Annotated in this window: 12 protein-coding genes; 10 read left to right on the top strand and 2 right to left on the bottom strand. The window is 66.5% G+C overall.

The features are described from left to right. The first annotated feature begins 6 nt into the window (after positions 1 to 6). Genes ACSSV8_RS02715 through ACSSV8_RS02700 form a run of 4 tightly spaced genes read left to right on the top strand, consistent with a single transcriptional unit; the run spans position 7 to position 3,836 of the window. Positions 7 to 621 carry a glutathione S-transferase family protein gene (locus tag ACSSV8_RS02715; RefSeq protein WP_454281431.1) on the top strand — a complete coding sequence of 205 codons (615 nt, stop codon included), beginning with the start codon at positions 7 to 9 and terminating at the stop codon, positions 619 to 621. Positions 622 to 630: 9 nt separating this feature from the next. Further along, positions 631 to 1,683: a saccharopine dehydrogenase gene (locus ACSSV8_RS02710; RefSeq protein WP_454281430.1), complete on the top strand. Its 1,053-nt coding sequence runs from the start codon at positions 631 to 633 to the stop codon at positions 1,681 to 1,683. Between the two features lie 3 nt (positions 1,684 to 1,686). Then, complete coding sequence (locus ACSSV8_RS02705; protein WP_454281429.1) at positions 1,687 to 2,826, top strand: saccharopine dehydrogenase family protein; 1,140 nt, start codon at positions 1,687 to 1,689, stop codon at positions 2,824 to 2,826. Positions 2,827 to 2,843: 17 nt separating this feature from the next. Next, on the top strand, positions 2,844 to 3,836 hold the full coding sequence (locus ACSSV8_RS02700) for a P1 family peptidase (RefSeq protein ID WP_454281428.1): 993 nt from the start codon (positions 2,844 to 2,846) through the stop codon (positions 3,834 to 3,836). 5 nt (positions 3,837 to 3,841) lie between these two features. Here ACSSV8_RS02700 and ACSSV8_RS02695 read toward each other — a convergent pair whose 3' ends face one another. Then, positions 3,842 to 4,822 (bottom strand): Hint domain-containing protein, encoded by a 981-nt coding sequence (locus ACSSV8_RS02695; protein ID WP_454281427.1) that lies wholly within the window; start codon positions 4,820 to 4,822, stop codon positions 3,842 to 3,844. Positions 4,823 to 5,227: 405 nt separating this feature from the next. On the opposite strand from ACSSV8_RS02695, the gene ACSSV8_RS02690 reads away from it, so the two are divergent. After that, a complete protein-coding gene (locus tag ACSSV8_RS02690; RefSeq protein WP_454281426.1) occupies positions 5,228 to 5,986 on the top strand; it encodes a TylF/MycF/NovP-related O-methyltransferase in 759 nt (252 codons plus the stop codon). A 129-nt stretch (positions 5,987 to 6,115) separates the two neighbouring features. Next, a complete protein-coding gene (locus ACSSV8_RS02685) occupies positions 6,116 to 8,038 on the top strand; it encodes a glycosyltransferase (RefSeq protein WP_454281425.1) in 1,923 nt (640 codons plus the stop codon). On the opposite strand, the gene ACSSV8_RS02680 is transcribed toward ACSSV8_RS02685, so the two are convergent. Next, positions 7,979 to 8,623 carry a GntR family transcriptional regulator gene (locus ACSSV8_RS02680; RefSeq protein ID WP_354537097.1) on the bottom strand — a complete coding sequence of 215 codons (645 nt, stop codon included), beginning with the start codon at positions 8,621 to 8,623 and terminating at the stop codon, positions 7,979 to 7,981. The two genes, ACSSV8_RS02685 and ACSSV8_RS02680, sit on opposite strands and share 60 nt — an antisense overlap. 116 nt (positions 8,624 to 8,739) lie before the next feature. On the opposite strand from ACSSV8_RS02680, the gene ACSSV8_RS02675 reads away from it, so the two are divergent. From ACSSV8_RS02675 to ACSSV8_RS02660, 4 genes are all read left to right on the top strand, one after another. Next, positions 8,740 to 9,432: a M48 family metalloprotease gene (locus ACSSV8_RS02675; protein WP_354537096.1), complete on the top strand. Its 693-nt coding sequence runs from the start codon at positions 8,740 to 8,742 to the stop codon at positions 9,430 to 9,432. A gap of 186 nt (positions 9,433 to 9,618) precedes the next feature. Next, positions 9,619 to 10,935: a glutamine synthetase family protein gene (locus ACSSV8_RS02670; protein WP_454281424.1), complete on the top strand. Its 1,317-nt coding sequence runs from the start codon at positions 9,619 to 9,621 to the stop codon at positions 10,933 to 10,935. 45 nt (positions 10,936 to 10,980) lie between these two features. Then, the gene (locus tag ACSSV8_RS02665; protein WP_454281423.1) at positions 10,981 to 11,667 is read left to right on the top strand and encodes a type 1 glutamine amidotransferase; all 687 of its coding nucleotides are present in this window, start codon (positions 10,981 to 10,983) and stop codon (positions 11,665 to 11,667) included. Next, positions 11,660 to 13,027, top strand: coding sequence for a glutamine synthetase family protein (locus tag ACSSV8_RS02660; protein WP_454281422.1), 1,368 nt, complete (start codon positions 11,660 to 11,662; stop codon positions 13,025 to 13,027). The genes ACSSV8_RS02665 and ACSSV8_RS02660 overlap by 8 nt, the downstream gene beginning before the upstream one ends. Positions 13,028 to 13,049: the final 22 nt, after the last annotated feature.

Below are 13,049 nucleotides of genomic sequence, written 5' to 3'. Positions count from 1 at the left end.
ACAGGGATGAAACTCTATTACGCAAAAGGCACCATCGCCGTGGCCGTGGCCGTCACGCTGCACGAGGCGGGGCTGGCGTTCGAGCCGGTGCGTCTCGATTTCAGGGCGGGCGAGCAGACGCGCCCCGACTATCACGCCATCAACCCCAAGGGTCGGGTGCCCGCGCTGGTGACAGGGCACGGCATCCTGACCGAGACGGGGGCGATCCTCGATTACATCGCCGATCTCGCGCCGCTGGCGGGCCTGCGGCCCGAAGACCCGTATGAGGCCGCGACCATGCGCGCGGCGATGTATTACCTCGCCTCCACCATGCATGTGAACCACGCGCATCGCGCGCGCGGGCAACGATGGGCGAGCGAGGAAAGCTCGATTGCCGACATGAAGGCCAAGGCGGTGCAGACAATGACCGACAGCGCGAGTTTCGTCGAAACCCACATGCTGCGCGGGACTTATGTTCTGGGCGAGGCGTTTTCGCTTGCCGACCCCTATCTTTGGGTGGCCACCGGCTGGCTGGAGGGCGACGGGGTGGATCTTGCGCCCTTCCCGAAAATCCACGCCTTCCGCGCGGCGATGGCGGCGCGCACCTCTGTCGCGCGGGTTCTGGCCGACGGCATGATCTGAGGGGGCCGCATGACACATCTGTGGGTGCGCGCCGAGCAGCGCGCGAACGAGGAACGGGTGGGTCTCACACCCGAGGGCGCGGCAGCGCTGATCAGGCGGGGCTTTGCCGTGACCGTGGAGGAGAGCAGGGCGCGCGCCATTGCGATCGACGGCTACCGCGCGGCGGGTTGCGACATCGTGCCCGAAGGTGCCTGGCCCGAGGCACCGCGTGACGCGATCATCTTCGGGCTGAAGGAATTGCCCGAGGACGGCACGCCCCTGCCGCATCGCCACATCATGTTCGGCCATGCCTTCAAGGGGCAACATTCGGGCCGTCGCCTGCTGGAGCGGTTCCGCGCGGGCGGCGGGGCGCTTTACGATCTGGAATATCTGGTGGACGAGACGGGCCGCCGCGTCGCGGCCTTCGGCTATTGGGCGGGCTATGCCGGGGCGGCGGTGTCGCTGATGGCATGGGCGGCTCAAGCCGGGGGCGGGATCTGTCCGGCGGTGGCCACCTTCACCGGGCGCGAGGCCTTGCTCGCCGATCTGGCGGCACGTCTCGCACCTCTCGACCGCCGCCCCTCGGCGCTGGTCATCGGTGCGCTTGGCCGGGTTGGCACCGGGGCAAGCGATCTTTGCGCGGCGATGGGGCTCAGCGTGACCAAATGGGACATGGCCGAGACCGCCCATGGCGGGCCGTTCCCCGAAATTCTCGATCATGACATCTTCATCAACTGCATCCTCGCGCGTCCCGGCGCGCCGGTCTTTGTGCCGAAATCCGCGCTGACCGCGCCCCGGCGGCTGTCGGTGATCGGTGATGTGGCCTGCGATCCCGACAGCGATTACAACCCGGTGCCGGTCTATGACCGCGCCACCACATGGGCCGCGCCGGTGGTGCGGGTGCAGGATGCGCCGCCGCTCGACGTGATGGCGATCGACAACCTGCCGTCGCTCTTGCCGCGCGAATCCTCGGAGGATTTCGCCGCGCAATTGCTGCCGCATCTTCTGACACTAGACGCGCTGGATCAGGGCGTGTGGGGCCGTGCGCGCGCCACATTCGATACTCACGCAAAGGAGGTCTGAACCATGACAATCCATTGGTGCGGCACCGGCCTTTCGGCCATCCCCGGCCTGCGGCGGCTGATCGCGGCGGGGCATCCCGTTGCGGTCTGGAACCGCTCGGTGGACAAGGCGCGCGCGGCGGTGGGGGACCTGACCGGCGATATCCGCGGCTTTGACATGGAGGCGCTCGGCACGGCGCTGGCCCCCGGCGATGTGGTGGTCTCGATGCTGCCGGGCGACTGGCATGTGCCGCTGGCCACGCTCTGCCTTGAGCGGGGCGCGCATTTCGTGTCGTCCTCCTATATCTCGCCGGAGATGCGCGCGCTTGACGGGGCGGCGCGCGACAAGGGGCTGTGTCTTGTCAACGAGATCGGCCTTGATCCCGGCATTGATCATCTGATGGCGCATCATCTGGTGGCCGATTACCGCGCCTCGGGCGCGTATGACGCGGGCAACGATCTGTCCTTCCTGTCCTATTGCGGCGGCGTGCCGAAACACCCCAACCCCTTCCGCTACAAGTTCAGCTGGTCGCCGCTGGGGGTGCTCAAGGCGCTGCACGCGCCCTCGCGCTCGATCCGCAATTTCTCGGAACTGACCGTGGCGCGGCCATGGGACGCGATCTCGCGCTATGATGCGCCGCTGCCCGCACCTGAGAGCTTCGAGGTCTATCCCAACCGCGATTCGCTGCCCTTCATCGCCGACTATCGCTTTGATCCTGATTGGAAGGTCCGCGATTTCGTGCGCGGCACGCTGCGGCTGAATGGCTGGGCACAGGCGTGGCGCGATGTCTTTGCAGAAATCGAGACGCTGGACGGCGCGGCGGGCGAGGCGCGGTTGCGGGAGATGTCCGAAGCCTTCTGGCAGGCGCATGCCTATGCCGAGGGCGAGCCGGATCGTGTCGTGCTCTGCGTGGACCTCAAGGCCGCGCGTGGCGGCAAGACCGTCTGGCACAAGACCTATGTGATGGACGCCTGGGGCGATGCGCGGGGCACGGCGATGGCGCGGCTCGTGTCGGTGCCGGTGTCGCTGGCGGTGGAGTCAGTGCTGGCGCGTGAAATTCCGGCGGGGGTGAGCGCCGCGCCGCATGACCCCAGGCTGGTCGCGCTCTACCTTGCGGAGGTGGACCAGCTGGCGCAGCATTTGCAGCTGGTCGATCACCTCTGAACCGCAAGGGAGCCATCATGACGACGCGCACCGGGCCGCGCAACCTGATCACCGATGTCGCCGGACTGCGCGTCGGGCAGGCCGGGAATCATGTGCTGCGCTCTGGCGCCACCGTGCTGGTGGGCGACGCGCCGTTCGTGGCGGGCGTGCATGTCATGGGCGGCGCGCCGGGCACGCGTGAGACCGATCTGCTGGCGCCTGACCGCGCGGTGCAGGCGGTGGATGCGCTGGTGCTCTCGGGCGGCTCGGCCTTCGGCCTCGATGCGGCCTCGGGCGTGGCGGATGGTTTGCGTGCCATGGGACGGGGCTTTGCCGTGGGGGAGGTGCGTGTGCCGATCGTGCCGGCCGCGATCCTGTTCGACCTGCTCAATGGCGGTGACAAGGGCTGGACCGAAAACCCCTACAAGGCGCTCGGGCGGGCGGCGCTGGCGGCGGCGGGCGAGATGTTCGAGATCGGCACGGCGGGGGCGGGGACGGGGGCCACGACGGCGACGCTCAAGGGCGGGATCGGCTCGGCCTCGGCCGTCCTGCCCTCTGGTGTCACGGTGGGCGCGCTGGTGGCGGTCAATGCGCTCGGCTCTGCCACGGTGGGTGAGGGGCCGCAGTTCTGGGCCGCGCCCTTCGAGATCGGGGGGGAATTCGGCGGACGCGGCGTGGCGCGTGTCTTTCCCGATCCGATGGCCGCGCCGACCAAGCTGTCGCTGCACGGGCATACCACCATCGGGATCGTGGCAACCGATGCCCGCCTCACGAAGGCGCAGTGCACGCGGCTGGCCGTGGCGGCGCATGACGGGCTGGCGCGCGCGCTGGTGCCGTCCCATACGCTGATGGATGGCGATGCGATCTTCGCCGCCGCGACCGGCGCGCGCGGCGCGCCGGACCTGGCCGAGGAGGTCGCACTCGGCCATGCGGCGGCCTGCGCCCTGGCGCGGGCGGTGGCGCGTGGGGTTTACGCGGCGCAACCGATGGCAGGCGATACGCTGCCCGCCTGGTCCGCGCGCTTCGGCTGATCCGGTCACAGCGCGGGGAGGCGCGGCGGCAGGCGCGCACCCGTGACGCAAAGCGCCTCTCGATAGGTGAGCACGGGGCGCGCCGCGTGGAAACGACCTGCGCAAGCGGGCAGATCCGCACCAAGGATGGCCTCGGCCACATCGCCGGGCAAGAGACTCTCGCAAGGGGCACCATCGGCGGCGTCAAGGATCTCGTGCCGCCCCATGAGCAGATGAACATAGGTGATCCGCGCGCAGGGCATGAGGCGGACGGCCTGCCCGTCGATCAGTGCCCTGGCCGGGACAAGCACCTCGGGCGCCGCGAACATCAGCTCGGCCATGGCCGAGCCGATCAGCACGCGATGCTGTTGCGACAGGCGCAGCGGTGCCCGGTTGCCGATGCTGCCGGGGGCAAACAGGACGGGCGCATTGGCCCCCAAACCCGTCCCCTCACGCCGCGCGACCCAGACCACCGGTTGCGGCCCGTGATCGCGCGTCATGACCATGTCACCGGGGCGCAGCACCTCGACAGGACGGGCACCGCGCGGCGTGGCGATCCGGGTTCCGGCAGCGAAACACACAACCTGATGGCTGTAGGCCGCGTTCTGGTCAACGGTGTGAAAACCGGGCGAGGCGCCCGCGCTGAAATTGTCCCAATACCAGCCTTCGAGATCGAAATCTGGGGTCCAGACGACATGGACAAGCTCACCCCTGTCGGTCACGCCCTCGAACACGATGATCCCGCCGTCCCCGCCGGGGGCGGCATCACTGCGGATGATCGTCGCATTCTGAATGGTGCCGCCGCCGCCATTGCCGGTCCAGCCGAGTGAATAGGTCTCGCCCGGTTCGAACAGGTTGGGGTTGGTGTCATCCGGGTGCGAGGTGACGACAAGGTTGAACGTGCCGTTCGGCGGATAGTCGAAGGTCGAGCGCCCGGGCCCGCTGTTGACATTGCGCCCGGTGGCAACCGCGAATTCGTTATCGACCGCCTCGAACATTTTGACCATGCCGCGCCGCTCCTCGCGGGCAGCTTGCTGCGTGACCTCTCAAGGAGCCGTTAAAACGGATCGCAAGACGGGCGGGAACTGCCGCGCATTTGAACGATTGAGGCCCCGCTCCCGACAGCAGAAAGCCCCGGTGTTTCCACCGGGGCCCACTGGCACGCGAAACCGTGAGCGATGGCGCGCCTGTGTTCGTTAACCGTGACACACTCGTGATACCGGACGTGATAGCCAAAGCGGCTCGCGCGGGTATGGGGAAAAAACCCGGCCCTGTCCCGTCAGGAAAACCTTACCTTCAGCCCATTGACCGGCATGACGTTACGTCACGAATGCGTTGGACGCGACCGGGCGGAGGGTTGACAGGAACGTCAAACACCGACAATGACCAGTCGCGTCAAGGAGGGCGTGCTCATGATCATGAGAGGTATTGATTATCTGGGCGAGCGCCTTTGGGGTCCTGACCGCTACCGGCGCAAATATTACAAGCTGGCCAAGTGGATCTCGGCGATCAAGGGCTTTGAGGTCTACAAACCCCAAATGATCTGGCTCCGCGACGCGGAGTTCGTCGCCGCCCGCGAGGAGGTTGAGCGGCGCGGCATCGAGGGTGTTCCGAACGACCGTTCCTACACCTTGCTTGCCTCGGCGCGCTCGGTGCGAGACATCCCCGGCGATTTCGCCGAATGCGGCGTGCGCTACGGCAAATCCTCGCGCTTTCTGCTGGGCGGGGCCGGGCCACAGAGCGCCAAGCGGTTGTTCATTTTCGATTCCTTCGAGGGCCTGTCCGATCCTGGCGCGGATGATACCAGGTCGGGCGGCGGCTCGGCCTGGGCAAAAGGCGATCTGGCCGTGGCCGAGGATATCGTGCGCCGCAACCTGTCGGATTTCGGCGACCGCGTCGTGCTCTACAAGGGCTGGATCCCTGATCGTTTCGGGGAGGTCGAGAACGAGCGTTTTTCGCTCGTTCATGTGGATGTGGACCTTTATGAGCCAACGATGGCGGCTATCGAGTTCTTCTATCCGCGCGTCAATTCCGGTGGCGTGATCCTGTGCGACGATTACGGCTCTGCCGATTGCCCCGGCGCAAAGAAGGCGATTGACGAGTTTTTCGCGGACAAGCCGGAGAACGTGATCGGTCTGACCAGCGGGCAGTCCATCGTCATCAAGCGCTGAGGCAAGCTCCGCGACCATACGGCCCAAGTAAGTGGCCCGGCTTGATTTCCCGTTTCGTTAACCAATAATTAATCGTTCGTTAACCCTCCGCCCGATAGCCTTTTCTCCAGGACAGCCAGGAGCGACGGGATGGGGATTTCCGAATTGCGGCAGGGCGGCGTGGCGGGTGATCGGGGCGCGGTCGACCGGCTCGGGCGCGATCTTGTCCAGCGCGGTGTGCTCAGCCGGGCCGATGCCGCGCGCGCGGCGCTGGTGAGACGGCAGTGCGACACCTCGCTTGACCGCGTCCTTCTGGCCGAAGGGCTGGCGCGGGAGGCGGACCTGTTGGCCGCCCATGCCCGCCACCTCAACAGCCGCAGGCTCGATGCCACGTCCCTGTCGCGCGCCGAGGTGGTCGAGACCGGGCTCGATCCGCGGATCCTGCTCAGGCACGGCACGCTGGTTCTGCGCGATGACACGGGCGCGCCGAGACTGGCCCATGACGGGGCCGAGAGCCTGCATCGGCTGCGCGGCATCCTGCCGGACGATCTGGCGCGCGCGCGGCCCATCATCGCCCCGCGCGCGGCGGTTCAGGACCGCCTGGCCGCGCTCTACCGGGACGAGTTGCGCGACATGGCCGCAGCCCGCACCCCCGAAGCGGAGAGCTGCCGCACCTGGCGGCCGCAGTCGCGCGCGCGCTTGTGGTGGATATGCGCGGCATTGGTGATGATCTGCGCGCTGTGCGTGGCATTTCCGATTGCGGTTTTCGGCGCGCTCGCGGTCTGGGCGGCGCTTACGCTCATGGTGACTGCGGGTCTCAAGGCCGCGGCTTTCGCGGCGGCCATGGCCACGCGCAACGCGCCATCGCCCACGCCCGTGGCCGGCCCCCTGCCGCGCGTCTCGATCCTCGTGCCTCTCTTCCGCGAGACGGACATCGCCCATGCCCTTGTCGCGCGCCTGTCGCGGTTGACCTATCCGAAATGCCTGCTCGACGTGATCCTCGTGCTGGAAGAGGAGGACCACCTGACCCGCGACACGCTGGCCGGCATCGATCTGCCGCCCTGGGTGCGCCCCGTGGTGGTGCCCGACGGGCAGCCCCGCACCAAGCCGCGCGCGATGAATTACGCGCTCGATTTCTGCCAGGGTGAGATCGTCGGCATCTTCGACGCCGAGGACGCGCCCGACCCCGATCAGATCACCCGCGTCGCGCGCCGGTTCCAGAGCGCACCGCGCGATCTGGTCTGCCTTCAGGGCGTGCTCGACTACTACAACCCGCGCCAGAACTGGCTCGCGCGGTGCTTTACCATCGAATACGTCACCTGGTTCCGCACACTCATGCCCGGCATGGAACAGCTTGGCCTTGCGCTGCCGCTTGGCGGCACGACGCTATATATCCGCCGCGACGTGCTCGAGGATCTGGGCGGTTGGGACGCGCATAACGTGACCGAGGATGCCGACCTTGGGTTCCGGCTTGCGCGGCACGGCTACCGGACCGGGATGATCGACACGGTAACCGAGGAAGAGGCCAATTGCCGCCCCTGGGCCTGGGTCAAGCAACGCTCGCGTTGGCTCAAGGGCTACATGATCACATGGCTGGTACACATGCGGGCACCCCGAAGGCTCCATGCGCAACTCGGGCCGCGCCGGTTCTGGGGGTTTCAGGCACATTTCGTCGCCGCCGTCTCACAGGTCCTGCTTGCGCCGGTGCTGTGGTCATTCTGGCTGGTGCTCCTCGGTCTGCCGCACCCGCTCGACCCGGTGATCCCGCGCGCGGCGCTCGCGCTCATCTGCGCGATGTTCCTGACCGCCGAGGTGCTCGGCATGTGCATTCATGCGGTCACGGTCTCGGGGCCGCGTCACCTTCACCTGTTGCCGTGGGTGCCGACGATGCATGCCTATGCGCCGCTTGCCGCCATAGCCGCCTACAAGGCGGTCTACGAGCTTGTTTTCAAGCCGTTCTTCTGGGACAAGACCGCGCATGGCCTGTCTGTGGCCGCGCGCGGGCGCCGCCGCTCAGATGGCGGATTTGACCTCACCGGAATCAAGCTTGAGCCGGGTCACGAAGGCCTTTGAGATATGGTCGCGCAGGGCCTTTGCCGCCGCCTCTCCGTCGCGCGCCTCGATGGCGCGGACAATGGCCGCGTGCTCGGCAAGCGCATCCTCGCCCCGCCCCTCCGCCGCCAGCGAGGTGGTCGCCAGAAGCGCCATGGAGCGATGCACAAGGTCAAGCTGCTGAACCAGGAACCGGTTGTGCGAGGCAAGGTGGATCTGCTTGTGAAAGCGCCGGTTGGCGCGCGACAGCTCCTGCGGGCGCCCCAGGAGCGCGCGGTCATCCTCCACCATGTCGCGCAGCACGCGCACCTCCTCGGCCGTGGCATGGCGCGCGGCAAGCTGGGCGGCCAGACCCTCCAGTTCGGCGCGCACGACGTAAAGCTCGGCCAGTTGGTTGTAGTCGAGCGAGGCCACGATCAGGCTGCGCCCGTCGCGCGTCAGCATGGATTGCGTCTCCAGCCGCTGAAGCGCCTCGCGGATCGGAGTGCGCGAGACACCGAACCGCTCGGCCAGATCGCTCTCGACAAGCCGGTCACCAGGCTTGAACATGCCCACGTCGATGGCTTCGAGGATCAGCGCATAGGCATCCGTTGTCGGGGTCTTCATCGGCAGGTCCGTCCGTAGTTGTCCGGTCAGGGACCTTACCCGCTTTGACAGGGGGTGCAAGGCTCCGGGTCGATGCGGCGCTTGCCAGCCTGCCCCATGCGCCCCATATCTCACGCATGTTCAAGGTCATGCCCATCCTTCTGGCACTGCTCTATGCGATTGCCATGTATCGCCTCTCGGTCTGGCGCACCACGCGCGAGCTTGACGCGCGCTCGACCGAACTGGCCGATCCCCGGCTCAAGGCCGTGTGCGACCGGCTGGCGCGGGCGCTCGATCTGCCGCGCGTGCGGGTGCATCTTTACGAGATAGACCCTGTGAACGGGCTTGCCGCGCCGGACGGGCGCATCTTCATCACCCGTGGCTTCTACCGGAAATTCCAGACCGGAGAGGTCAGCGCCGAGGAAATGGGTTCGGTCATCGCCCACGAGCTTGGCCATGTGGCGCTCGGGCATTCGCGGCGGCGGATGATCGACTTTTCCGGGCAGAACGCGCTGCGCACGGCGCTGGCCATGATGCTGTCGCGGTTTCTGCCAGGGGTGGGGGTGCTCATCGCCAACGGGTTGACGACGCTTCTGGCGGCGCGCCTGTCGCGCGGCGACGAATACGAGGCCGACGCCTATGCTGCGGCCCTTCTGACCAAGGCGGGGATCGGCACGGGGCCGCAAAAGTCGCTGTTCCAGAAGCTCGAGGCGCTGACCTCGGGGGCGGGCGGGGCCATGCCCGCCTGGCTGCTCAGCCACCCGAAGACCGCCGAGCGTATCGCCGCCATCGAAGCGCTCGAAACGCGCTGGCAGCAGAGCCTCAGTTGAGCCGCTTTCCCCGTCATCCTCGGGCTTGACCCGAGGACCTCCCGAGCAGAGGATCGTCCGATCAGGCCGGACGAAGGCGACGGGAAACAGCCCTGCACCGTCTTCGAAAACTTTTGATCAAATTATGCTTGGCAAATCCCCCCGCGCCGGGCTAGGCTCTGTGCATCCTCAATCAGGTGTTTTCCGATGGACCTCACACAGTTCCAGACCTTCCGCGTGGCCGCGTGCGATCTCAACGGTCGGATGCGCGGCAAGCGTCTGCCCGCCAGCTTTGCCGACAAACTCTCGGATGGCTCGGTGCGTATGCCGCTAAGCTCCTTGAACCTTGATGTTTTCGGGGCCGATATCGAAAATTCGCCGCTGGTTTTCGAAAGCGGCGACATTGACGGGCGGCTTTTTCCCACCGAACGTGGCGCGGTGCCCTTGCCCTGGCTCGAAGAGCCACAGGCCCTTGTGCCGATGGTCATGCACCACGAGGATGGCACGCCCTTCGCGGGTGATCCGCGCCACGCGCTGGCCAGCGTTCTTGCGCGCTTTGCCGCCCGGGGATGGGAGGTTTTCGCCGCCACCGAGCTTGAGTTCACGCTGGTCGATCCGTCCGGCAAGCTGTTGAAAACCGTGCGTGATCCGCGATCCGGGCGGCGCATGAAGGCCCCCGGCATCCTCAGTCTCGGGCAAATGGATGCGTTCGATGCGTTTCTCAGCGCGCTCTATTCCGCCGGGGCCGAGATGGAGATTCCGGTGGAATCGGCCATCTCGGAGGCGGGAATCGGGCAGTTCGAATTGACCCTGCGCCATCAATCGGCCCTGCGCGCCGCCGATGACACCTGGCTTTTCAAGAACCTTATCAAGGGCATGGCGCGGCGGCATGGGTTTGTCGCCAGTTTCATGGCCAAGCCGTTCCCGGATGACAGCGGCAACGGGATGCACATGCATTTCTCGGTGCTCGATACTGCGGGCCGCAACGTGTTTGACGACGGCACGGCGCGCGGCACCGATCTTCTGCTCTCTGCGGTGGCCGGATGCCTTGCGGCCATGCCGGCCTCGACACTCATTTTCGCACCGCATTCAAACAGTTACACGCGACTTGTGCCCGGTGCGCACGCCCCGACAGGGGCGGGCTGGGGTTATGAGAACCGCACCGCCGCCGTGCGCATCCCCGGCGGCCCCAATACCGCGCGGCGCATCGAGCATCGCGTCGCGGGGGGCGATATAAACCCCTACCTGACCTTCGCCGCCATTCTCGGCGCGGCGATCACCGGGATCGAGGATGGCATGACCCCGCCCGAACCGATCACCGGCAACGCCTATGAGGCAGACCTGCCGCAACTGGCCCCGGACTGGGCGACGGCGATCATCCGTTTCGATGAGAACCCCTTGATCCGGCGCATCTTTTCGCCCGATCTCATCGCCAATCTTGTGATGACCAAGCGGCAGGAGTTGCGGGACATGTCCGAGATCCCCGCACGCGACCACTGGAAGACCTATCTGGAAACGGTGTAGGCTGGCGCATCTGCCGCCCCAATAATTTGATCAAAAAGAGGCCCCATGAAAATCGGCATCCTCAAGACCGGCCACGCCCCGGATATCGTCCTGGGCGAGCTGGGCGATTATGACGCGATGTTCGCGCGCCTGCTCGACGGGCAGGGGTTCGAGTTCGCGCCCTTCAACGTGGTGGACGGAGAGTTTCCCGCAGGGCCGCACGCCGCCGATGGCTGGCTGATCACCGGCTCGAAACATGGGGCCTACGAGGATCACCCCTGGATCGCGCCGCTCGAGACGCTCATCCGCGAGATCCGCGATGCGGGAAGGCCGCTGGTGGGCGTCTGCTTTGGCCATCAGATCATCGCGCAGGCGCTTGGCGGCTCTGTGGTAAAACACGCGGGCGGCTGGCGCGTCGGGGCCACGGAGTATGAGATCGACGGCACGCCCCTCACCCTCAACGCCTGGCATCAGGATCAGGTCGTGACCGTGCCGCCCGGAGCCGAGGTGGTGGGCCGCGCCGAGGGTTGCGAGGTCGCCGCGCTGCGCTATGGCGACCGGATCTTTACGGTTCAGCCCCACCCGGAATTCGGCGCCACCATGATGGACCGATTGATCGAACATCGCGCCATCGGCGTGGTCCCCGATCCGTTGCGCGATCACGCGCGCGGCCTGCTCGACACCCCAACCGACAGCGCGGCCATGGCCGAAATCATCGCCGCCGTCCTGAAGAAAGACGCAAGCCATGGCTGATCTGAGCCAACTCACCGCCACCCTGCCGCGTGCCGCGCAGGCCTATCTGGAAAACCGCCGCCTCGACGAGGTGGAGTGCATCATCTCGGACCTGCCCGGCATCGCGCGCGGCAAGGCGGTGCCCGCGACCAAGTTCGCGCGCCAGCAGTATTTCCACCTGCCCGATTCGATCTTTTACCAGACCATCACCGGCGACTGGGGCGAGGCGGCGGGCGAGGAGGGGTTCATCGAGCGCGACATGATCCTGCGCCCCGACATGAGCACCGCCACCGCCGCGCCCTGGACCGCGGACTGGACGCTTCAGGTGATCCACGACGCCTTTGACCGAGAGGGCGCGCCGATCCCCTACAGCCCGCGCAACGTGCTGCGCCGGGTGGTCGAGCTGTATCATGCGCGCGGGATGAAGCCGGTTGTCGCCCCCGAAATGGAATTCTTCCTTGTCGCGCGCAACCTGGACCCGGCGCAAAGCATCAAGCCGATGATGGGCCGCTCGGGCCGCCCGGCGGCCGCGCGGCAGGCCTATTCGATGACGGCGGTCGATGAATTCGGTCCCGTCATTGACGATATCTACGATTTCGCCGAGGCGCAGGGTTTCGAGATCGACGGCATCACCCAGGAGGGCGGCGCGGGGCAACTCGAGATCAACCTTCGCCATGGCGACCCGATCAAGCTGGCCGACGAGGTGTTCTATTTCAAGCGGCTCATCCGCGAGGCGGCGCTGCGCCATGACTGTTTCGCCACCTTCATGGCCAAGCCGATCGCGGACGAGCCGGGCAGCGCCATGCATATCCATCACTCGATCCTCGACATCGAGACCGGGCGCAACCTTTTCGCCGGGCCGCAGGGCGGCGAGACGGATGCGTTTTTCCACTTCATCGGCGGCCTGCAAAAGCATCTGCCCTCGGCCATCGCGGTGCTGGCCCCTTATGTCAATTCCTACCGGCGCTACGTCAAGGATCACGCAGCCCCCATCAACCTGGCCTGGGGGCGCGACAACCGCACGACGGGCATTAGGGTGCCGCTTTCGGGGCCGGACTCGCGCCGGGTGGAAAACCGGATGGCGGGGATGGATTGCAACCCCTATCTGGGGATCGCGGCCAGCCTTGCCTGCGGCCTGCTCGGGATCATCAAGGAAGAATGGCCCGACAAGCAGTTCAAGGGTGACGCCTATTCCGGCGAGCCGGATATTCCCAACGTGATGGGAGATGCGCTTGACATGTTCGAGGAGGCGAAAGACCTCCACGACATCCTCGGACCCGAATTCGCCCGCGTCTACGCCATCGTGAAACGCACCGAATACGAGGAATTCCTGCAAGTCATCAGCCCGTGGGAGCGCGAGCATCTCCTGCTCAATGTCTGAGCCTGGCGGAAGGCGCTGAGTC

The sequence above is a fragment of the Roseovarius sp. MBR-79 genome (assembly GCF_053628555.1).
This window is presented reverse-complemented; position numbering and strand designations above follow the sequence as displayed.